Genomic DNA, 21,864 nt, shown 5'->3' on the forward strand with positions numbered 1-21,864 from the left:
GTCCAGTCTCGCACCGTCGCAGGCGTCGGTCACGCCCGCAGCGCTCAGCCCGCCGGCTCGAGCTGGACGATGACCGGCCGGTGGTCGCTGGCGGTTCCATCGAGCGAGGTGAGGACGACCGATCCGGTGGCGCGCCACACGTCGGTGGACATCACGTGGTCGATCGGCGTGCCCAGCAGAGCCGGCCAGGCGGTATCCCATGTTCCGACGGCGCCGTTGCCGGTCGTCCGAGCCGCGTCGATGCACCGGCCGAGATCGCCGCCGTCGGTCCCGAACCGGTCCATGTGATCGACCGTCGCGTTGAAGTCGCCCGCCATGATGACGTTCTCGCTCGCGCACTGATCTGCCAGCCAGCGGAGGTCGTTGCGCCAGTCGGCCATGTCGTCCTGCCGCGGCGCGACGGCGTGGACCGCCACGATCGTGGGACCGTCGCCGTCGACCGGCATCGCCACCACGCTGGGGACGATCGACGTGTTGGTCGTCCCGGACGACTGCGACTCGACGACCGAGTAGTCGCCGAGGTCGGGGGAGATCAGCAGCGTCGTGTACGTGGCATCCCAGCCCTCGTAGTTCTCCTCGTGCACCCACATCGGATTGCCGCGCTCGCGCATGGCGATCGCGATCGCCTCGCCGGTGTCGGCGTTGGTCTCGGGGAGCGCCACGACGTCGACCTGCATGGCGATGGCCGTTTTCACCACGGCATCCACGTCGGTCGCCTCGCCCGCCGTGTTCCACGTCATCACCCGGATGCTGTCGTCCGTCGGGTCGGGGAGGTCGGTGCTTCCGAGCCCGCGCCAGGCGAGGACGCCGACGTTGGCCACGCAGGCGAGCACCGCGACCATCGCGATACCGGCACCGAACCCTCGGGTGCGGCGACCGGCGCAGAGGAGAAGACCCACGAGAGCCACGACGGCGAAGGCCACCGCGAGGACGGGGCGCAGGGAGACCAGCTGGGCGAAGGGAAACTCGCGCTCGAGGCGGAAGAACTGCGGCCAGGTGACGAGGGCGGCGCCGACGGCCGCGACGATCGTCACGAGGATCCCCAGCAGTCGCAGCACACAGCGACCCTAGACGGGCAGGCTGTGGAGTTTCTGCGCGATACGCTCGGAGGATGTCAGCCGGGAACGCATCGCCGGCGGGGCACTCCGGACCGAGCGACCTGCACCTGCACTCCGACCACTCCGACGGCACCGAGCCGCCGGCCGAGGTCATGGCCGCCGCGCACCGCCACGGCATCCGCACCGCCGCTCTCACCGATCACGACACGACGGCGGGATGGGCGGAAGCGGCGGATGCCGCGGTCTCGCTCGGGATGACCTTCCTCCCCGGGATGGAGCTTTCGGCGCGTCATGAGTGGCGCAGCGTGCACGTGCTGGCCTACCTGTTCGACCCGGATGGCAGCGGCCTCCGCGCCCTGACCGACCGGATCCGGGACTCGCGCCTCACGCGCGCCCGCAGGATGGCCGACCGGATCGGACGCGACTACGACCTCGACTGGGCGGACATCGTCGATCAGACGGCGAGCGGGGCGACCGTCGGGCGACCGCACATCGCCGACGCGCTCGTCGCGCGTGGTCATGTGCGTGACCGGGGCGAGGCGTTCGGCGGCATCCTCCATCCCTCCAGCCCCTACTACGTCGACCTGTTCGCGCCCGACCCGGTGACCGCGGTCGCCGCCGTGCGCGCAGCAGGGGGCGTGCCGATCATCGCGCACCCCGCCGGCCGCGGCGGGCTGCTCCCTGATCGGCTGCTGGCTCGCCTGATCGACGCGGGGCTCGCCGGATTCGAGCTCGGTCACCGCGAGAACGTCGAGCCGGCGCTGGGCAGACTGCGCTCCCTCGTGTCCGCGCGAGACCTCATCGCGACGGGATCGAGCGACTACCACGGGCGCGGCAAACCGAATCTGCCGGGGGAGTACACGACCGCCGACGAGATGGTGGATCGCATCATCGCGCTCGGGCAGGGGACAGCGCCCGTCACGCCGTGACGACGCAACGCCGGCGGGACGGGCGGTGCGCGGTGGTCAGGCTCCCGCGACCGGAGCGCCCGAGCCGGCGCCGCCGCGACGGCGACGTCGACGGCGGGTGGGGGCCGGCTTGCCGTCGTGGTGCTCCTTGCCCGCACCGTCGTGGGTGCCGGCGCCGTCGGCGGACCGGTCGTTGCCACCGGACGCGGCGGCGTCTGCGCCCGACGACGCGGAGCCCTCGGTGAAGGTCGATCCGACCTTGGCGTCCTCCGAGCCGTTGCGACGGCGGCGGCGGCGGCGCGAGCCGCCCTCCCCGGTGCCCTCAGCGGCGGCGTCTGCGGCCCGGGCGGGAGCGGCGGTGCGCGCGGGAGCGGCCTTGGGGGCCGTGGCGATGCGCCCCTTCGTGCCGGCCGGGATGTCGAGGTCGGTGAAAAGGTGCGGGCTGGACGAGTACGTCTCGACCGGCTCGGGCTGACCGAACTCGAGCGCGCGGTTGATGAGGGCCCACTTGTGCAGGTCCTCCCAGTCCACGAAGGTGACCGCGATGCCGGTCTTGCCGGCGCGGCCGGTGCGCCCGGCGCGGTGCAGGTAGGTCTGCTCCTCGTCAGGGATGGTGTGGTTGATCACGTGCGTGACGTCGTCGACGTCGATGCCGCGGGCGGCGACATCGGTGGCGATGAGGACGTCCTTCTTCCCCGCCTTGAACGCCGCCATCGAGCGCTCCCGCGCCTCCTGGCTCATGTCGCCGTGGACCGCGCCCGCATTGAAGCCACGGTCGTTCAGCTCGTCGACGAGGCGCTGCGCGGCGCGCTTGGTGCGCGTGAAGATGACGGTCTTGCCGCGGCCCTCAGCCTGCAGGATGCGGGCGATGACCTCGTCCTTGTCCAGCGAGTGGGCGCGGTAGACGAGGTGCTTGATGTTCTTCTGCGTGATGCCCTCGTCGGGGTCGCTCGCGCGGATGTGGATCGGGTTCGACATGAACCGGCGCGCGAGCGCGACGATCGGACCGGGCATGGTCGCCGAGTAGAGCATGGTGTGCCGCACCGGGGCGACCTTCTGGAAGATCTTCTCGATGTCGGGGAGGAAGCCGAGATCGAGCATCTTGTCGGCCTCGTCCAGGACGACCTCGGTCGCGTTCGAGAGGTCGAGCAGTCGCTGGTTGTTGAGGTCGATGAGGCGGCCGGGGGTGCCGACGACGATCTGCGCGCCGGCCTTCAGCTGGTCGATCTGCCCCTCGTAGGCCTTGCCGCCGTAGATGGCGACGACGTTCGTCGAGCGGCCGGAGGTCAGCATGTCCATGTCCTCGTAGACCTGGACGGCGAGCTCACGGGTGGGGACGACGATGAGCGCCTTCACGCCGGGGGAGGGGTCGAGGCCGAGACGCTGGACGACCGGGATGCCGAAGCCGAAGGTCTTGCCGGTACCGGTCTTGGCCTGGCCGATGATGTCCTGCCCCGGAAGGCCCAGGGGGATGGTCTGCTCCTGGATGGGGAAGGCGTCGACGATGCCCTTGGCGGCGAGGGTGTCGACGATGTCCTGGTCGACGCCGAGCTCTGCGAACGTGGTCATTCTTTTCCGTGCCTGTCTGGCGGTGAGAGGCCGCCGCGATGAAGGTCCACGCCCTTCACTCAGCCACAGGCGCGGGGTCCCGATCCGTCGCCGGGACGCTCCCACCCTACCGGAGGGGCAGGCGGCGCCCCGGAAGGCACGGGGCCGGATGTCGGCGCCCTGGCATCCGCCCGCGTAGGCTGACACCGTGGTGAGGTGGTTCTGGCAGCGGCGCAGGCCGCCCGGTCGTGTCCTCCGTCTGCGCTCCCGCGACGAGGCGAGCGACGTCCGACGCGTGGACTTCGAGCAGCTGGCACCCGATGTCGCGACCTACCTCGGACAGGCCGCGTACCTGCAGCTGGGGTACGTCGAGACGATCAGCGCACTGATCGAGCGCAGTCCCGAGCTCTCGCACAAGGAGTCGCTCTCGCGCGCCGCGGGTGCCGCGCTGCTCAAACACCAGGGCCTCCTGGACCTCATCCGCGACCGAGGTGAGGACCCCCTCCGTCTGATGCTCCCGTTCCGGGAGCCGCTCGATGTGTTCCGTCGGGCGACCCACGGCGCCCGGGCTCTCGAGACGATGCTCTCGGTCCACATCACCGCGGGCCTGCTCGACGACTTCTATCTGTCACTCTCCGGCAGCTACGGCGACACGGGGCGTCGGGTGGCGGCGGTGCTGCGAGCGGATGCCGATCGCTCGGCGCTCGTAGGGATCATCACCGATGCCATCGCCGCCGACGACGAATGGCGATCGATCCTCAGCATGTGGGGGCGACGCCTCGTGGGTGACACGCTTCTCGTCGCGCGCGGCGCGCTGCGGCCGGGCGGGCTCGACCGGGCGGATGAGAAGCAGGTGGAGCCGGTGTTCACACAGCTGCTGGCGGCTCACTCCAAGCGGATGACCGCCATCGGGCTCGACGCCTGACCCGGGTCCGGGCGCTCTTCGGGGCCCTCAGATGCCGAGGGCGCTCCGCGTCTGCTGATCCGCGCGTGTGCGCGCCCGCGTGAGGGCGGTGAGCGCGAGCGGCACCACGATCGCCGGCAGGAGCGCCGAGACGAGCCAGACCCACACCGAATCGGGACCGAGGCCCGACCAGGTCAGCGCCGTCCAGGCGAGCGCGCCGAGGGCGGCGCCGCCGACTGGTCCGAGTGCCGCGCCGCGCAGCGCCCGGCCGGGAAGAGCGAAGTGCGCGGCCGCTCCGAACGCTGCCCCGATCACGAGGGCGAGGACGATCAGCACGTCAGGCCACGAAGCCGACGCGGCGGGACTGGTCCGTCCCCACCTCCACGAAGGCGATGCCTGCGGTCGGGACGAGGTAGGTCGCGCCCTTCGCGTCGGAGAGGGTGACGTACGCGGCACCCGAGTCCAGAGCCGACGCGATGGTCGACCTCACGGCGTCCGCCGTCTCGGTCGACTCGAAGCTGAGCTCGCGCGAGTTCGCGATTCCGATGCGGATCTCCACGGTGGTGCCTGCCTTCCCTGCGCCGCCGGTGCGGGCGCATTCCGAGCCTACGACACCGCTTCGGGCGGCGGCCCCCGCCCGGCACGCTGTGGGCGAACGCGGCGCGGTCGGTGTCGGCGCGGCCGATTACCGTGGAGCCCATGGGTCATCCACTCCGTCCGCGTTCGCTCGACGAGTCGCAGCGGAGCGTGATCGAGCTGCCGCTGGACGCGTCCGGCGTCGTGGTCGGGGCCCCGGGAAGCGGCAAGACGTCGACCGTCGTCGAGCGTGTCGTCCGCCTCGTCGAGCAGGGCGTCGCGCCCGAGCAGATCATGGTGCTCACCCCGACCCGCACGGCGGCGACGGCGCTCCGCGACACCCTCGCCCTCACGGTCGGCGTGGCCACGAGCGGACCCCTGGCGCGGTCCGTCGCCGCGTTCGCTTATCTGCTGGTCCGCGCGCACGCGGTCGCGCGGGGCGAGGAGCCTCCTCGGCTGCTCACCGGCCCCGATGAGGACCGGCTGATCGCCGACCTCCTCGCCGGCGACGCGGAAGACGAGCGCGACGGGGCATCCCGATGGCCGGAATGGATGTCGGCTGAGGTTCGGGGGACCGCCGGGATGCGCGCAGAGCTCCGCGCCTTCCTCGCGGAGATGACCACCCTCGGCATCACCCCGGACGACCTGGCCGAGCGGGCGGAGCGCACCGGTCACGACGCGTGGGCGTCGGTGGCCTCGTTCGCGCGCGAGTATGCGCTCGTGCGCTCCCGGATGCGCGGCGCCCACCGCGACGCGGCGGGACTCGTGCGCGAGGCGGTCGACCTCGCCGACCGCCTCGGCGAGGGGTCGGTGGACGTCCTCGACGGACTTCGGGTCATCCTGGTCGATGATGCACAGGAACTCACGCTCGGGGGCGTCGAGCTGCTGGAGGCGCTCCGGCGCCGAGGGGTCGCCGTCCTCGCCTTCGGCGACCCCGACGTCGGCTCGGGGTCTTTCCGCGGTGCGCGACCCGAGCACTTCGCCCGCCTCGCCACCACGACCCACGTCCTCGAGGGTGCACACCGCGGGACCGCGCCGCAGCGCGATCTGCTGGCACGGGTGACGGCGCGCATCGGAGCGGCCGCCATGGCGGCTCACCGTCGGGCACCCTCTGGCGCGGCGATGGACGGGAGTGTGCGCGCGTTCGCGCTCCGCTCCGCGGCGGAGGAGGTCGACGTCATCGCGCGCCTGCTCCGCGAGCGCCACGTCCACGACGGCGTCGACTGGTCGGACTGCGCCGTCATTGCGCACGACACCCGCCAGGTGGCCGCACTCGAAGCCGAGCTCGCCGCGCGCGACGTGCCCACGAGTGCGATCGGTCCCGCGCGAGCACTCGCTGACACGGCAATCGTCCGCACCCTGCTGGAGGTGGTCGACATCTCGGCGCGCGAACCTGCCGAGTGGGATGCCGACGACGTCCTGCTCGTGCTCGGCGGCAGTCTCGACCCCGTCGAGCTCCGCCGCCTCCGCGGCGCGCTGCGGCACGCCGAGCTGGCGTCGGGAGGGGAGCGATCCGGTCGCGAAGTGCTGGAGTCCGCGCTGCGGCATCCGCTCGAGTTCGACCTGATCGATACTCCGGAGGCGAGACGCGCGGCCCGGGTGGCCGAGACGGTCGCGGCGGTGCGCGAAGGGATCTCGGCGGGCGCGACCGCGCACGAACTGCTTTGGACGGTCTGGGAGAAGCAGGGCCGGGAGCGCGAGCTCCGGGAGCTCTCGGACGGGCACGGACCGCTGGCGGAGCAGGCCCGACGCGACCTGTCCGCCGTGGCATCCCTCTTCGACGCGGCCAAGCGACACGGAGAGCGCGAGGACGGCACGACGCCGCTGGATTACCTCCGTTCCGTCCTGGGGTCGGGCGTGGCCGAAGACCGGCTGACGACCTCGGCGAAGGCCGCGGGTGTGCAGGTCTCGACACCCGCGGGCGCCCTCGGGCTCGAATTCGACACGGTCGTGATCGCCGGTGTGCAGGACGGTGTCTGGCCGAACCTCCGCGTCCGCGGCGGCATGCTCGACACCTGGCGGCTCGCCGAGGGCGACGATTTCCCGGATCCGGTCGACCGCAGGCGCACCGTGCTGCACGACGAGCTCCGACTGTTCGCGCGCGCGGTCTCCCGTGCGCGCAGCCGGGTCATCGTGACCGCCGTCGATGACGACGACACCGGGCCGAGCGTGCTCTTCGAGCTCTTGCCGCCGGCGGAGCCCGCACCCCCGGAGGCGGCGCACCCGCTCACCCTCCGCGGTCTGGTCGCCGTGCACCGCCGTGCGCTGACGGACCCCCGCAGCGCGGAGTCCGCGCGCGTCCACGCCGCGGGGCAGCTGGCCCTGCTCGCCGACGCGGGTGTCGCGGGTGCCGATCCCGACACCTGGTACGGCGTGGCCCCTCCCACCTCGCTCGAGCCCATCCGCGATCCCGACACCGCGCCGCTGCGGATCTCCCCGTCGCGTCTGCACGCGCTCGAGCAGTGTCAGCTCGACTGGGTGATCGGCGACCTCGGCGGAGACCCGGGCACGGCGGTTCAGGGTCTCGGTACGCTGCTGCACGCCGCGCTGGAGGAGGCGACGTCCGCCGATGAGGACGCGCTCTGGCAGTTCGTCGCCGACCGGTGGGGTCAGCTCGAGTTCGATGCGGCCTGGGTCGGCGAGTCCGAGGCGCGCCGGGCGCGCGATCTCGTGTCGCGACTGGCCGCCTACCTCCGTGCGGCTGCACGCGACGGCGTCGAGCTCGTCAGCGCCGAACCGCACTTCGAGGTGGAGATCCCTCTGCCGGATGCCGCGCACCCGGCCGTCCTGAGCGGGTACATCGACCGTGTGGAACGCCACCTTGATGGACGGGTGGTCATCGTCGACCTGAAGACGGGCCGCAGCGAAGCGACGGGGGACAAGGCCGTCGCCACCAACCCGCAGCTCGCCGCGTATCAGCTGGCGTTCGAACGCGGCGCGATCGGCGAGGTGGCAGGGGGGATCGGTGGCGGCGCGAAGCTGCTCGTCTTGAAGAAGACGCGGTACGCGCCCTACGCGGAGCCGCACCAGCCGCCGTTCGACGACGAGACGCGCGCCGCCTTCCTCGCACGGGTCGACGGGGCGATCCGGATCATGCGGAGGACGAGTTTCGAGGCGCCTTTCGAGGAGCACTGCCGTGACGACCACGTGCGCGGTCTGTGCCGCATCCACACGATCGGCGCGGTGAGCGCATCATGACACCCTCGTCCATCAGCCCGGAGGCGCTCGCGGCGGCGCTCGGACAGTTCCCGCCCACGACCGAGCAGTCGGCGGTCATCGCGGCGCCCATGGCTCCAGCCCTCGTGGTGGCGGGTGCCGGCAGTGGCAAGACCGAGACGATGGCGGGCCGCGTGGTGTGGCTGGTCGCCAACGGCTTCGTGCGACGCGACGAGGTCCTCGGACTCACGTTCACGAGGAAGGCGGCGGGTGAGCTCGCCGAGCGCATCGGCCGCCGCCTCCAGCGCCTGAGCGACTACGAGCGCCGCGGGCTCCTGCCTCACCTCGGCCGTCTCCACGCAGAGGGGCGGCTCGACGTGTTCCCGGCCCTCGAACAGGCGGGCGCCACGGAGTCGGAGCGGATCGCCGCGCTGGACGCCCTCGCGCCCGTCCAGGCGACGAGTGACGACGGCGACGCGCTCCTCGACCGCCCCACGGTCTCCACGTACAACAGCTTCGCCGACGGGATCGTGCGGGAGAACGCGGTCCGCGTGGGGCGTGACGCCGATGCGGTCGTCCTCAGCGAATCGGCAGCCTGGCTCCTCATGCGGCGGGTGGTGTTCGCGAGTGCCGACCCGCGGCTCCCCGAGAGGCTCGAGCGGCCGTCGACGATCATCGATGCGGCCCTGCGCATCGCGCGGGACGGTGTGGACAATCTCGTCGATCTCGACGCCCTGAGCGCCTTCGCGGACGGCTTCCAGGACGTGCTGGAGCGGCCGAGCGATTCGGCGCGCACGACCGTGTACGCCGACGTGCGAACGGCGGCCGAGAAGGTGGGCGGACTCGGCGTGCTCGTCGACCTCGCCCGAGGCTACGACGCCGAGAAGCGGCGTCAGGGAGTGATCGACTTCTCCGACCAGGTCGCCGGGGCCCTGCAGATCGTGCGCGCGCACGCCGTCGTCGCCGAGGAGCTGCGCTCGCGCTACCGCGTCGTGCTGCTCGACGAGTACCAGGACACCTCGGTCGTGCAGACCGACCTGCTGTCCACGGTCTTCGGCGGCACGTCGGTCATGGCCGTCGGCGACCCGCACCAATCGATCTACGGCTGGCGGGGCGCGAGCGCGGGGAACCTCGGCGATTTCGCGGTCGCCTTCGGGCGGGATGCCGGTGCGGCGCACTACTCGCTTCTCACGAGCTGGCGCAACAGCAGCGACGTGCTGCGGGCGGCGAAGGCGGTGCTCGCCCCGCTGGCGGCGAGCTCGCCGGTGCCGGTGGGCGCCCTGCGTCCGCGGCCGGGAGCGCCGCGCGGAGAGGTCGCGATCGCCGTCGATCCCGATGTCGACGCGGAAGCCGATCGCGTCGCGGCCTGGTTCGAGGGAGTCCGTGAAGCGCGCGCCGCAGCGGGGCGGCCCACGACGGGGGCCGTCCTGGTGCGGAGCAAGAAGCACATGGTGCGATTCGCCGACGCGCTGGGACGACGCGGCATCCCGCACCGGATCCTGGGCCTCGGCGGGCTCCTGTCGACGCCTGAGGTCGTGGACGTGGTGTCAGCGCTCCGGGTCATCGACGACACCCGCGCCGGCTCGTCGCTCATCCGCCTCCTCGCCGGCCCGCGCTGGTCGATCGGTCTCGCCGATCTCCGAGAACTGTCGCAGCTGGCCACCCGGCTCTCCCGGCACGATTCCGCCCTCCAGCCGCTGCCGGACGCCGTACGTGAGGCGATGCGCACGTCCGCCGACGGCGACGCGGGTTCGCTCGTCATCGCGCTCGATTTCCTCGCGCGTCAGAAGCCCGATCACGGCTGGCTGGCGCCGTTCACCGCGGCAGCGCGGGTCCGACTGCGCGAGGCGGGGCTCGTCTTCGCGGGTCTTCGGCGCGCGGCGTCCCTGCCCATCCCCGAACTCGTCCGGCTCGTCGAGAGCGAACTGCGCCTCGACGTCGAGTTGGCGGCGAACGAGGCGCGGGGGCCAGCGCGGACCGCCGGCGATCAGCTCCGGGCCTTCGTCGACGAGCTGCAGGGGTTCTTGCAGACCGACGACCGGGGCTCGCTCAGTGCCCTGCTCGCGTGGCTCGACCGAGCAGAGCGGCAGGACGAGTTCGCACCGCGGACCGAGCCTCCTGAGGACGACGTCGTTCAGCTCCTCACGATCCACGGATCCAAGGGACTCGAGTGGGACGCGGTCGCCGTCGTGCGCGGTGTGGAGGACGAGCTGCCCGCCCGGCTGCAGGACGGCAAGGGATGGCTCGGCTTCGGCGTCCTGCCGTACTCCTTCCGGGGAGATCACGCCTGGCTTCCGAGGCTCGCGTGGCGCGCCGGCGACGCGCCGTCGCAGCAGCATCTGAAAGCGGCGTTCGAGGACTACGCCGACGGCATCCGTGCCCGCCACCTGGCGGAGGAGCGGCGCCTCGCGTACGTCGCCGTGACCCGGGCGCGCGAGCACCTGCTGCTCACCGGGTCGGGATGGGCGGGCACGAAGAAGCCGCGGGCGGTCAGCCCCTTCCTCCGCGAGATCGCGGCGGAGCTCGGCATCGCCCTCCCGGACGACGTGGATGCCGGGGAGAACCCCTTCGAGGGCACCCAGGCCACTCTCCATTGGCCGATGGATCCGCTCGGCATCCGCCGTCCGCGCGTGACCGACGCAGCTGAGCGGGTGCGCGCTGCGCGGGGAGCGGAGCGCCCGGCTCCCACGCGCGATCTCGAGCTTCTCCTCGCGGAAAGAGCCGCGCGTGCGGCGGGACGCGACCTGGTGGCACCCACGCGCATGCCGGCGTCGCGGTTCAAGGACTTCGTGGCCGACTATCGAGCCGCCGCTGACGCCGCCGCGCGCCCGATGCCGGAGCGCCCCTACCGGCAGACCCGGTTGGGCACGCTGTTCCACAGCTGGGTCGAGCAGCGGTCGGGTATCGCCGGCCGAGGCCGCTCGATCGACGACACCCTCTGGGAGGAGAATTCCGACGCGGATGCCGCCTCACCCGATGCCGCCGACCTCGAGCGGCTCAAAGGGGTCTTCCTCGCCTCGGAGTGGGCGGACCTGCAGCCCCTCGAAGTCGAGACGGAGATCGACTACGCCGACCCCGATCCGTTCGGCGACGGCCGTCCGCACATCATCATCTGCAAGCTCGATGCGGTCTACCGCCGCGGCGATCGCATCGAGATCGTGGACTGGAAGACCGGGCGCCCGCCGCGTACCGATGCCGAGAAGAAGGAGCGCCTGCTCCAGCTGGAGCTCTACCGTCGGGCGTACCACGCGAAGCACGGCGTTCCCCTCGACCGAATCGACGTCGCGCTGTTCTACGTGGGCGACGACCTGATCCTGCGGGCGTGAGCGCTCAGGCGGTGCCGGTCCAGCGCCGAAGCGCGTTGCGGGCCGCGTCGCCCGGGTCGCGGTCGTCGTCGTCGGGTGTCGCCGGCTCCTCGTCGGGCGTCCAGTCTCCGAACCCGATCGGCTCCGTCTCGAGGTCCGCGTCGCCGGCGGCGTGGGTCGTCGTCTCGGGCTCCTCCTCGTCTTCGAAGAGATCCATCGAGCCCGGGTCGTAGGCGTCGGTCTGCATCGACGTGTCGATGGCCTCGGCGCGGCCGTCCGGCACGCGCCCGAGAGCGGCGATCGCGTCGTCGACGGTCACGGTGCCGGCGGCGATCGGCGGCTCGTCGCGGACGCTCTGGTCGAGCGAATCCAGCAGGGCGACGGCGTCGTCCATGATCGAGGCCGACCCGATCTCGTGCCCGTGGACGAGCCACTTCGCGAACTCGAGTTCCGCGTGCAGGCGGGCACGCTCCCCGAGCATCGCATCGGGCGCATGGTCGGTCGCGGCCGCGTACGCCGCGAGGACGTCGCCCCGCGCATCGGGGGCGGAGGAGACCCAGCGCAGATCCTCCGCGGGATCGCCGACGCGAAGTCCCGCCCAGGAGAGCAGACCGCGGATGACGGGGACCCCGTCGTCGTCGGCGAACGTGAAGGCGGACGGGTCGACTCCGCCGAGGGTCACCGTCGGCTCGAATCGCCACAGTGCTTCCGCGCCGAGCGCGCGGCTCCAGCGCCGCAGGAGCCCGAACGGCAACCGACCGGTGGCCTCTGCGCGATCGAGCAGCTCCTCGGTCTGCGTGTGCACCTGAGCAGCGGTCGCCGTGGGCAGGCCCGCCGCCTGCACCACCGACGCCGGCAGATCATGGACCGAAGCGATCGCGTGCGCGAGTGCCGTCGCCACGCCGCGACCGGGCGGGACGTGCGCGGCATCCACCCGATACCCGGCGAGGTGCGTCTGGACCCGGGCGACACGGTCGCCGAGCCGAGTGCGGCCGAGCACTTCGGGGGCCGCGAATCCGAGGAGGGAGCGCACGCCCATGGTGAGACCCGCCAGCGCCTTCTCCTCGCGTGCCAGATCGGCCTCCGCGTCGTCGGACGTCGGCACGCGCACGACGAGGCGACCACCGTCTGCCACGTGCAGCAGGGCGCTGTCGAAGCGTCCGGCGCCGCCCTCGGAGAGGGGCGCTGCTCCGACGATGGCGACGCCGCTCCGCGACGACGACGAAAGGGCCGCCGTGGCCGCCGCGGCTAGAGTGAGAGGAGAGCGTGCCATGCCCCCAAGGGTAGGTCGCGCACACCGTGACGCATCCGCGCCACGCCCGCAAGAGAGGTCCTCGATGACCACCAAGGACATCCCACCGCCCCTCGCCCGCGCCGTCATCGATCGCGCAGCCGACGAGCGGATGGACGAGGAGCTGCTGAGCTCCGCACGCGTCGACCCGTCTTCACGCGTCGTGCTCCTCCACGGCGATCGTGCCCCCGTCCACGAGGGTGCGCTGGCCCTCGCAGCTCCCAGCGAGGCGCCGGACGGCGCCGAATGGGCGTTCCTCGGTCGTGACGCGGACGGGCGAGCCATGCTCGTCGCCGCGATATCGGCCTCCGCCGAGGAGCCGGCGCCGCCGCGGGGGCAGTGGGCATCGCTCCGCGCCGTCGGCGGCGATCTGCCGGCGGACGAAGCGGGGCGGTTCGTCCAGGCGCTCAGCATCGGGCGTTGGCTCATCGACGCGCCGTTCTGCCCCGCGTGCGGCGCGCACACGCAGGTCTCCCAGGCCGGCTGGTCCCGGGTCTGCCCCTCGTGCGGGCGCACGCACTTCCCGCGGACGGATCCGGCGGTCATCGTCGCCGTCGCCAGCGCAGACGGGGAACGGCTGCTGCTCGGGCGGAACGCGGCGTGGGGCGACACTCCGGTGTACTCCACCTTCGCGGGCTTCGTCGAGGCGGGGGAGTCGCTGGAGACGACCGTCCACCGCGAGGTCGCCGAGGAGGCGGGCGTGCGACTGGACCGACTGCGCTATCGCGGGTCACAGGCATGGCCCTACCCCCGTTCGCTCATGCTGGGCTTCACCGCTCACGCGATCGACGACGATGAGGCCCGTCCCGACGGCGAGGAGATCGTCGACGTCCGCTGGTTCAGCCGCGACGAGGTCCGTCGAGGACTCGCGGGCGAGGGGGAGGTCCGTCTGCCCGGACCGGCCTCGATCGCCCGCAGCCTGATCACGCGGTGGAGCTCGCGGTGACGGAGAGCCCCCTCGCGGCGCTCGACGATCAGCAGCGGGAGGCGGCGTCGACCCTGCGCGGTCCCGTCTGCATCCTCGCCGGTGCGGGCACCGGCAAGACGCGCACCATCACCCATCGCATCGCGCACGGCGTCGACACCGGCGCGTACTCGCCCGGTCGTGTGATGGCCGTGACGTTCACGACGAAGGCCGCCGGGGAGCTCCGCGGTCGCCTGCGCGGCCTCGGCATCGAGGGGGTCGCCGCGCGCACCTTCCACGCCGCCGCGCTCGCGCAGCTGAACTTCTTCTGGCCGCAGGTGGCCGGGGATACCGCCCCCGCCATCATCGACAGCAAGGTCCGCCTCCTCGGCCAGGCGGCAGACGGCATCGGGCTCCGACTGGATGCCGCCACCCTGCGCGATGTCGCGTCGCAGATCGAGTGGCGGAAGGTGACGATGCGGTCGCTCGAGCAGTACGCCGCCGCGCGCCCCAACGGCATCCCGTCGCTCGCGATCGGACGTCTCGTCGACCTCCAGCGCGAGTACGAGAGGGTCAAGGACGAGCGACGCCAGCTCGACTTCGAGGACGTCCTCCTCGCGTGCGCCGGCATGATCGAGTCGGAGCCGCGCGTGGCTGCCGCCGTCCGGGAGCAGTACCGGCACTTCACCGTCGACGAGTTCCAGGACGTCTCGCCGGTGCAGCATCGGCTGCTGGAGCTGTGGCTGGGTGACCGCCGCGACGTCTGCGTCGTGGGCGATGCGTCGCAGACGGTGTACTCGTTCGCCGGTGCAGACCCGCGCTACCTGCTGGATTTCGCATCCCGGTACGACGACGCGCGCGTCGTGCGCCTGGAACGGAATTACCGATCGGATGCCGCCGTGCTCGCGGTGGCCAACGAGCTGATGCGGGGGCGCCCCGGCGCCCTTCACCTGGCGACGGATTCCGAGCCGGGTCCTGCGCCCGAGGTGATCGCCTTCGACGACGATGCCGCCGAAGCGAGCGGCATCGCGGATCGCGTCGCCGCGCAGCTCTCCCGCGGGATCGCCGCCCGCGACATCGCCGTGCTCTATCGGCTCAACGCGCAGTCGGCGCCGCTGCTCGCAGCGCTCTCGGCGCGCGGGATCGCAGCGACGGTCCTGGGGGGCAAGCGGTTCTGGGATCTGCCGGAGGTGCGCCAGGCGCTGATGGCGCTGCGGGGCGCGTCGGTGGCTCCGCTCGCGGGATCGTTCGCCTCGACCGTGAGAGACGTCCTCCGCTCGCTCGGACTCACCGACGACCCGCCGCCCGCGGGCGGGGCCTTGCGCGACTCCTGGGAGGCGCGAGCGGCGGTGCTCCGCCTCGCGGAAGACGCGCCGGAAGGAACGACCCTCCGCGCCTTCACGGATGAGCTGGCGGCGCGGGCGAAGGCGCAGCACGAACCGGCGCTTCAGACGGTGACCCTGGCGACTCTCCACGCTGCGAAGGGTCTCGAGTGGGATCACGTCCATCTCATCGGGATGAACGAGGGGCTGCTGCCGATCTCGTATGCCACGACGTTCGAGCAGGTCGACGAGGAACGGCGACTGGCGTACGTCGGGATCACGCGGGCCGCGCGAAGCCTGTCACTGAGCTGGTCGCGGGCATCGGGCGCACGGGAGCGTCAGCGGTCGCGTTTCCTTCAGGAGATCGGCACAGGCACTGTGCGTGAGGCGGGTGCTCGCGCCAGTCGCGGCGGGCGTCCTCGGCTGTGAGCACCGCGGACCGGCCGGTCTCGCCGGTGGTCAGCAGGCGCGCAGCGAGGATGGCGCCCTCCAGCAGCAGGATTCGCGCCGTGGGCGGGGCCGGGCGGCCCAGCAGCTGAGCGGCGACGAGGGGCCATTCCGGATCGGCGTCGCGCCGGGCCGCGTGGACGCATGCCAGGCAGGCCGAGGCGCCCGGTGTGACGAGGGGGCCCACCTGCACACGCTCTCCGGAGAGTTCCAGCACAAGATGCGGCACGTCGTCGGCGACCAGGCGAGCCGTCCGCCGCGGGTCGGCGAGGTGGTGGGCGACGAGCAGCACGGGAAGGCGCTCGCCTGCCTCCGCCGGTGCCCAGCGCTCTACCTCGACCGGTTCGACCCCGGCGGCCGTGAGACCGGCCACGAGCGTCGCCTCGTCGTCGCGGGGGAGGTCGACGGGGAGCTCGACACGCACCGGCGTCGGGCGGGTGGGAGCGGGGGCGAGGGCGTCGTGGATGCGGTCGAGGAAGGATGCCGCCTCGTCGTCGCTCGCGCCGAGCTCTCGCGCGAGCGGTGCGAAGCGCGCGTCGGGGATGCCGGTCACGAGCTCGTCCAGGAGACGTTCCTGCCAGGGGTTCACGCCCTCCAACGGTCTCGTGTCGTCGGGGCCGAGCTGGACGGTGGACGGCGTTCGCCAGAGGGGCGGGTGCGAGGCGGCGAGACGGAGCATGCCGCGATTCTCATCCCGCGACCGGCCGCATGGTCGTGGTTGTCCACAGCGCGGACGTCGCGCGGCGGGTGAGCCCGACGGGGGAGGAGGCGGTCAGACCGGTCGCGGGCCGGCCGGTCCTTCCGCCTCGTCGTCGGGGTCGTCCGCGCGCTCGGCCGGGTCGGGGCTCGATGAGCCGCTGTCCGCTTCCTCGTCGAGCAGTGCCGCGAGCGCGTCGTCGAAGGCGTCGCGTTCGGGCTCCTCGCCGCGGGCGCGCGCCTGCAGACGCGCGACCAGCGCCGCGGGGTCGTCGATGTCTTCGGCGGTCGGCATCAGGTCGGGGTAGTCCCACAGGCTGTCGCGCTCGGCGGCGCCGACGGCGTCGGTGACGGCTCGCCACATCGCCGCGGCCTCGCGCAGGCGTCGCGGTCGCAGCTCGAGCCCGACGAGGGAGGCCATGGCGCGCTCGCCCGGGCCGCCGGCGGCGCGACGACGTCGGACGGTCTCGGCGACTCGGTCCGCGGCCGGGAGACGCGTCAGCGCGTCCGCGGTCACGACGTCGACCCACCCCTCAATCGTGGCGAGGAGGTTCTCGAGCCTCGTCAGTGCGGCGACCTGGGCTTCCGATCGCTGCGGCAGGAGTGCGCCGCTCTCGATGGCGGCGCGCAGCTCGTCGGGCGACGACGGGTCGAACCGGGATGCCATCTCTTCGAGGGCGTCGACGTCGACGTGCACGCCGCGCGCGAAGTCGGTGATCTGGGAGATCACGTGGAGGCGAAGCCAGCGAGCGTGGCGGAACAGTCGAGCGTGCGCGAGTTCCCGGGTGGCGAGTGCCAGCGCGAGCTGATCGTGGTCGATCTCGAGGTCGCGGCCGAAGTCGGCGAAGTTCTGCGGGAGGATCGTCGCCTCGCCGTCCGGCATGAGCGGGATGCCGACGTCGCCGCCGGACACGACCTCGAGCGAGAGCCGTCCGATCACCGCGCCCAGCTGACCGGCGAACAGCGCGCCGCCGACGCGTCGCATGAGCCGCCCGGCACCTTCGATCGCCGACCGCATCTCTTCGGGGGTCTGCGATTCGAGCGCCGACATCAGGGCGTCGCTGATTGAGGATGCCACGGGCTCGGCGAGTTCCTGCCAGACCGGAAGGGTGGACTCGACCCACTCGCCGCGGGTGATGGCGCGCGGCGGCGTCGCTAGGTCAGAGATGGAGGTGGCCTCGCTCAGCCACAGGGCTGCGAGGGTGAACGCCTGATCGAAGTCCTGACGCGTACCGGCGGTGATGCCGAGCCCGTCCTGGTTGGCGATGTGGAGCGCCTGCGTGCGCGCTGACGACCAGTCGATGCCGTCATCGCTTCCGGACATGGCGTCCTGGAGGTACCGGGCCACGTTCTGCATCATCGCGGGGTCGATCGCCCCGCCGGAAAGGCGCTGGAGCTCTTCGGGATCGATGCCGCCCTGGCCGCCGAGCAGTCGACGCAGCATCTCGGCGAGATCGTCGTCGCCGGGTCGGTCGTCATCGGTCATGTCAGGCGCCTTTCAGCAGAGGGGCGAGATCTGGTTCTACGCTAGTCGCGGGTTTCCATCGCACGGTCCGAGCGGGAGCCGTCCCGTGTACGCCGGTCGCGAACGAGCGACGGAAGAAGGTTCCGCGTGTCCCTGTTCGTCGATGACACTCCCGCCCCCGCCCCGCGGCGTCGGCTCTCCGGACGAGCCTCCGTCGGCGTCTGGGCGCTCGCGGTGGCGCTCGTCGCCCTCCTGGTGCTGACCTTCCTCCCCACGGCATACGTGATCCAGCGGCAGGGCCCCGTGGTGAACACGCTGGGCAGCGCGGAGAACGCCGAGGGGGAGGACGTCCCACTCATCTCGATCTCGGGGGCCGAAACGTATCCCGCGGAGGGCTCGCTCGATCTGACGACCGTCCAGGTGATCGGCAACCGGGAGCAGACGCCGTCGTGGTTCGAACTCGCGATGGCGTGGTTCGATCCGGCCAAGGCCGTGCTCCCGATCGAGCAGATCTACCCCGAGGGCACGACGACCGAGCAGCGCAACGAGGAGAGCGCGGCCCTCATGGTCGACTCCCAGAAGGAGGCGACGGCCGCCGCGTTGACCGAGCTCGGATACGACGTCCGCCCGCACGTGAGCGTGTACGGGTTCAGCCGCGACTCCGCTGCCGCCGGCATCCTGCAGGAGGACGACCGCATCGTCTCGGCCGACGGGACGGCGATCGAGACCACCCAGCAGCTGCGCGACGTCATCAACGCCGGGGAGGGGGACCCCGTCTCCCTGGTGGTCCGGCGCGCCGGCGAGGACGTCACCGAGACGGTCACGCCGACACGGACCGAGGACGACGGGAAGACCGTGTGGCTCATCGGGGTCACCACGAGCCACGATTACGACTTCCCGATCGATGTGACCATCCAGCTCGACCGGATCGGCGGACCCAGCGCCGGACAGATGTTCGCCCTCGGGATCATCGACACCCTCACCCCGGGCGAGCTGACCGGCGGCGAGCACATCGCCGGCACCGGGACCATCGACGCCGCTGGCGCGATCGGACCGATCGGCGGCATCCGTCAGAAGCTGTACGGCGCCGAGGATGCCGGGGCCGACTACTTCTTCGCCCCGGAGGAGAACTGCGACGAGGTCGTGGGTCACATCCCGGGCGACCTCCGCGTCGTCTCCGTCGCCACCCTGGAGGACTCGCTCGATGCCCTCGAGGCGATCCGCTCTGGTGAGGGTGTCGACGAGCTGCCGCGCTGCGCCGCGGGGTGAGCGCGCCGGCGACTGCGATTACGCCGTGAGCGCAGGGCCGCGACGTCCGGCGGCTGTATGCCCCGCCTAGGATGAAAGGGTGACCTCGACACCGACTGCGGGCCCGGCCACGCCCTCGCCTCCGAATCCTGTCCGTCGCGCGATCGCCATCACCATCGGCGTCCTCATCGTGCTCGTCATGGCGTTCTTCGCATTCGCGAGCCTGTACGCGGATTGGCAGTGGTATCGCCAGTTGGGCTTCGACGGGGTCCTGACCACGCAGTGGTTCGCCCGCGTCGTGATGTTCGCGGTCGGCTTCGTCGCGATGGCCCTGCCGGTGTTCGCCGCCATCCAGCTCGCGTATCGCTTGCGTCCCGTCTACGCGCGACTGAGCTCGCAGCTCGATCACTACCAGGAGGTCGTCGAGCCCCTCCGTCGCCTGGCGATGTGGGGCATCCCGGTCTTCTTCGGATTCTTCGCCGGCTTCGCCGCATCTGCGCAGTGGGAGACGGTCTGGCTCTGGGCCAACAGCGTGCCCACGGGCGAGGCCGACCCCCAGTTCGGGATGGACACCGGCTTCTACCTGTTCCAGATGCCGTTCTACAGCGCGGCTCTCGGGTTCGCCTCCGCGGTGCTGCTGATCAGCCTGCTCGTCACCGCCATCGTGGCCTACCTCTACGGATCCGTGCGCGTCGGTCAGCGGGAGCTCCGCATCTCCAAGGCCGCGCGCATCCAGCTCGCCATCATCGCCGGGCTGTACCTCGCCGTGCAGGCCGTGAGCCTCTGGCTCGATCGGTTCAAGACGCTCACGACGCAGGGCGACCGCTTCACGGGCGCCAGCTACGTCGACGTGAACGCCGTGATCCCGGGCCTCGCGATCCTCGCGATCGCCGCCGCGATCGTCGCGGTGCTCTTCCTCGTGACCGCGGTCATCGGCCGCTGGCGCTTCCCCCTGATCGGCACGGCGCTGCTCATCGTCTCGTCGCTGGTCGTCGGCGTCGCGTACCCGTGGGCGGTCACGCAGTTCCAGGTCGCCCCGAACCTCGAGACCTATGAGGCGAAGTTCGTCGAGCGCAACCTCGAAGCGACGAAGTTCGCCTATGGCATCGACGGTCTCAAGAAGACCGATTACGAGGCGGTCACGACGGCCGAGGAGGGTCAGCTGCGAGCGGATGCCGAAACGACGGCATCCCTGCGCATCATGGACCCGGCCGTCATCGGGCCGACCGTGCGTCAGCTCGAACAGTACCGCTCGTACTACCGCTTCACCGATCCGCTCGACGTGGACCGCTACGAGATCGAGGGCGAAGTCCAGGACACCGTCGTCTCCGTCCGCGAGCTCAACCTCGACCAGCTCGGCACGGCGCAGTCCTGGTACAACAACACGCTCGTGTACACCCACGGCTACGGCATGGTGGCCGCCAAGGGCAACGAGCGCACCGACGACGGCAACCCGGTGTTCCTCGAGCGCGGCATCCCCACCGCGGGCGAGCTGACCGCGGGGGCCGAATACGAGCCGCGCATCTACTTCGGTGAGTTCTCGCCGCCGTATTCCATCGTGGGCGCCCCCGAGGAGACGGACCCCGTCGAACTCGACTACCCCCGCGGTGAGGACGGCGCCGCGCAGACGCGGACGACCTTCACCGGCGACGGCGGGCCGAGCATCGGCGATCCCTTCAACCGCCTCATCTACGCGCTGAAGTTCCAGTCGACGGACATGCTGTTCTCCGACGGGATCAACGAGAAGTCGCAGATCCTCTACGACCGCAACCCGCGCGAGCGCGTGCAGAAGGTCGCGCCGTACCTCGAGCTCGACAGCGACCCGTACCCCAGCGTGGTGGACGGCCGCGTCGTGTGGATCGTGGACGGGTACACCCTCAGCAACAACTACCCGTACTCATCGATCGTGAGCCTTCGCGACTCGATCTCGGACACGACCAACACCTCGCCGCGGGTGGCGCTGGACGACATCAACTACATGCGGAACTCGGTCAAGGCGACGGTCGACGCCTACGACGGCTCGGTGACGCTCTACGCCTGGGACGAGGAGGATCCGCTTCTCCAGGCATGGCAGAAGGTCTACCCGACCAGCCTCGAGCCGATCTCGGAGATGTCGGGCGACCTCATGAGCCACGTGCGCTACCCGACCGATCTCTTCAAGGTCCAGCGCGCCATGCTCGGCACATACCACGTCGATGACGCGCAGTCCTTCATCCGGCGCGACAACGCCTGGCGCACCCCGCAGGACCCGGTGGCCGAGGCCAACCTGCAGCCGCCGTACTACCTGACGATGCAGATGCCCGGGCAGGACGAACCGTCGTACTCGATGTTCACCTCCTTCATCCCGGCCTCGGTCGGCGATGGTGAGCGGAACGTGCTGATGGGGTACCTCGCCGTCGACAGCAACGCGGGCAACGAGGACGGCGTCAAGGCCGAGGGCTACGGCAAGCTCCGCATGCTCGAGATCAGCGCCGAGGTCTCGGTGCCCGGTCCCGGCCAGGTGCAGAACACGTTCAACTCGAACGAGACCATTTCGCAGCAGCTCAACCTGCTCAACCGTGGGCAGTCGGAAGTCCTCCCGGGCAACCTCCTGACCCTGCCCGTCGGTGGCGGTCTGCTCTACGTGCAGCCGGTGTTCGTCCAGGCCTCCAGCGGCACGCAGCTGCCGACACTCCGGAAGATCCTGGTCGCGTTCGGTGAGGAGGTCGCCTTCGAGGACACCCTCCAGGAGGCGCTCGACTCGCTGTTCGGCGGCGACAGCGGTGCGACCACGGGTGACCAGGGCACCAACCCGACTCCGTCGGCGACGCCGACGCCCGGTGAGACGACCGATCCGGTCGACCCCGAGGAGCCGGGCACCCCGAGCGTGCCGACCGACGAGTTCGACCGACTGCTGCAGGAAGCGCAGCAGGCCATGATGGACCGGAACGCGGCCATGGCCGACGGCGACTGGGCGGCTTATGGCGAGGCGGACGACAAGCTCACGCAGGTGCTCGAGCGCCTGATCGAGCTCGACGGCGAGTGATCGGGTGGTGG

The 21,864-nt window shown here is 71.5% G+C and carries 14 protein-coding genes; 8 read left to right on the plus strand and 6 right to left on the minus strand.

Going from position 1 to position 21,864, the window contains the following annotated elements; translation table 11 throughout:
• Positions 1-44 precede the first annotated feature (44 nt).
• Positions 45-1,058: an endonuclease/exonuclease/phosphatase family protein gene (locus BKA24_RS07960; RefSeq protein ID WP_184216812.1), complete on the minus strand. Its 1,014-nt coding sequence runs from the start codon at positions 1,056-1,058 to the stop codon at positions 45-47.
• A 53-nt stretch (positions 1,059-1,111) separates the two neighbouring features.
• Here BKA24_RS07960 and BKA24_RS07965 point away from each other — a divergent pair, with 53 nt between their 5' ends.
• Positions 1,112-1,987, plus strand: coding sequence for a PHP domain-containing protein (locus BKA24_RS07965; protein WP_184216814.1), 876 nt, complete (start codon positions 1,112-1,114; stop codon positions 1,985-1,987).
• 36 nt (positions 1,988-2,023) lie between these two features.
• Here the strand turns inward: BKA24_RS07965 and BKA24_RS07970 are convergent, their stop codons facing one another.
• Complete coding sequence (locus tag BKA24_RS07970) at positions 2,024-3,535, minus strand: DEAD/DEAH box helicase (protein ID WP_184216816.1); 1,512 nt, start codon at positions 3,533-3,535, stop codon at positions 2,024-2,026.
• A gap of 187 nt (positions 3,536-3,722) precedes the next feature.
• Here BKA24_RS07970 and BKA24_RS07975 point away from each other — a divergent pair, with 187 nt between their 5' ends.
• Entirely contained in the window at positions 3,723-4,439 is a 717-nt protein-coding gene (locus BKA24_RS07975; protein WP_184216819.1) for a ferritin-like fold-containing protein, read from the plus strand.
• Positions 4,440-4,466: 27 nt separating this feature from the next.
• On the opposite strand, the gene BKA24_RS07980 is transcribed toward BKA24_RS07975, so the two are convergent.
• The gene (locus BKA24_RS07980; protein WP_184216821.1) at positions 4,467-4,754 is read right to left on the minus strand and encodes a hypothetical protein; all 288 of its coding nucleotides are present in this window, start codon (positions 4,752-4,754) and stop codon (positions 4,467-4,469) included.
• A gap of 1 nt (position 4,755) precedes the next feature.
• Positions 4,756-4,977, minus strand: a complete 222-nt coding sequence (locus BKA24_RS07985; protein ID WP_184216823.1) for a DUF3107 family protein — start codon at positions 4,975-4,977, stop codon at positions 4,756-4,758.
• 140 nt (positions 4,978-5,117) lie between these two features.
• Here BKA24_RS07985 and BKA24_RS07990 point away from each other — a divergent pair, with 140 nt between their 5' ends.
• On the plus strand, positions 5,118-8,192 hold the full coding sequence (locus BKA24_RS07990) for an ATP-dependent DNA helicase (protein WP_184216825.1): 3,075 nt from the start codon (positions 5,118-5,120) through the stop codon (positions 8,190-8,192).
• The gene (locus BKA24_RS07995) at positions 8,189-11,476 is read left to right on the plus strand and encodes an ATP-dependent DNA helicase (protein ID WP_184216828.1); all 3,288 of its coding nucleotides are present in this window, start codon (positions 8,189-8,191) and stop codon (positions 11,474-11,476) included. The genes BKA24_RS07990 and BKA24_RS07995 overlap by 4 nt, the downstream gene beginning before the upstream one ends.
• Before the next feature lie 4 nt (positions 11,477-11,480).
• On the opposite strand, the gene BKA24_RS08000 is transcribed toward BKA24_RS07995, so the two are convergent.
• Complete coding sequence (locus tag BKA24_RS08000) at positions 11,481-12,728, minus strand: protein kinase family protein (RefSeq protein WP_221417297.1); 1,248 nt, start codon at positions 12,726-12,728, stop codon at positions 11,481-11,483.
• 64 nt (positions 12,729-12,792) lie between these two features.
• Between BKA24_RS08000 and nudC the strand changes: the two genes are divergently transcribed.
• Together nudC and BKA24_RS08010 are read left to right on the plus strand one after the other, a co-directional pair.
• Positions 12,793-13,692: an NAD(+) diphosphatase gene (gene nudC / locus BKA24_RS08005; RefSeq protein ID WP_184216831.1), complete on the plus strand. Its 900-nt coding sequence runs from the start codon at positions 12,793-12,795 to the stop codon at positions 13,690-13,692.
• Positions 13,689-15,401, plus strand: a complete 1,713-nt coding sequence (locus BKA24_RS08010) for a UvrD-helicase domain-containing protein (RefSeq protein WP_184216833.1) — start codon at positions 13,689-13,691, stop codon at positions 15,399-15,401. Before nudC ends, BKA24_RS08010 begins: the two co-directional genes overlap by 4 nt.
• Positions 15,402-16,191: 790 nt before the next feature.
• Here the strand turns inward: BKA24_RS08010 and BKA24_RS08015 are convergent.
• Positions 16,192-17,601 carry a zinc-dependent metalloprotease gene (locus BKA24_RS08015; protein WP_184216835.1) on the minus strand — a complete coding sequence of 470 codons (1,410 nt, stop codon included), beginning with the start codon at positions 17,599-17,601 and terminating at the stop codon, positions 16,192-16,194.
• Positions 17,602-17,727: 126 nt separating this feature from the next.
• Here BKA24_RS08015 and BKA24_RS08020 point away from each other — a divergent pair, with 126 nt between their 5' ends.
• Both BKA24_RS08020 and BKA24_RS08025 read left to right on the plus strand, forming a co-directional pair.
• Positions 17,728-18,849: a S16 family serine protease gene (locus BKA24_RS08020; protein ID WP_184216837.1), complete on the plus strand. Its 1,122-nt coding sequence runs from the start codon at positions 17,728-17,730 to the stop codon at positions 18,847-18,849.
• Between the two features lie 79 nt (positions 18,850-18,928).
• Positions 18,929-21,853 carry a UPF0182 family protein gene (locus tag BKA24_RS08025; protein ID WP_184216839.1) on the plus strand — a complete coding sequence of 975 codons (2,925 nt, stop codon included), beginning with the start codon at positions 18,929-18,931 and terminating at the stop codon, positions 21,851-21,853.
• Positions 21,854-21,864 lie beyond the last annotated feature (11 nt).

The sequence above is a fragment of the Microbacterium marinum genome (assembly GCF_014204835.1).
Lineage (GTDB): Bacteria > Actinomycetota > Actinomycetes > Actinomycetales > Microbacteriaceae > Microbacterium > Microbacterium marinum.

Excerpts from the sequence above, each read along its gene's own strand:
- BKA24_RS07965 (WP_184216814.1), top strand. The coding sequence starts at position 1,112 with ATGTCAGCCGGGAACGCATCGCCGGCGGGGCACTCCGGACCGAGCGAC.
- BKA24_RS07970 (WP_184216816.1), bottom strand. The coding sequence starts at position 3,535 with ATGACCACGTTCGCAGAGCTCGGCGTCGACCAGGACATCGTCGACACC.
- BKA24_RS07990 (WP_184216825.1), top strand. The coding sequence starts at position 5,118 with ATGGGTCATCCACTCCGTCCGCGTTCGCTCGACGAGTCGCAGCGGAGC.
- BKA24_RS07995 (WP_184216828.1), top strand. The coding sequence starts at position 8,189 with ATGACACCCTCGTCCATCAGCCCGGAGGCGCTCGCGGCGGCGCTCGGA.
- BKA24_RS08000 (WP_221417297.1), bottom strand. The coding sequence starts at position 12,728 with ATGGCACGCTCTCCTCTCACTCTAGCCGCGGCGGCCACGGCGGCCCTT.
- nudC (WP_184216831.1), top strand. The coding sequence starts at position 12,793 with ATGACCACCAAGGACATCCCACCGCCCCTCGCCCGCGCCGTCATCGAT.
- BKA24_RS08015 (WP_184216835.1), bottom strand. The coding sequence starts at position 17,601 with ATGACCGATGACGACCGACCCGGCGACGACGATCTCGCCGAGATGCTG.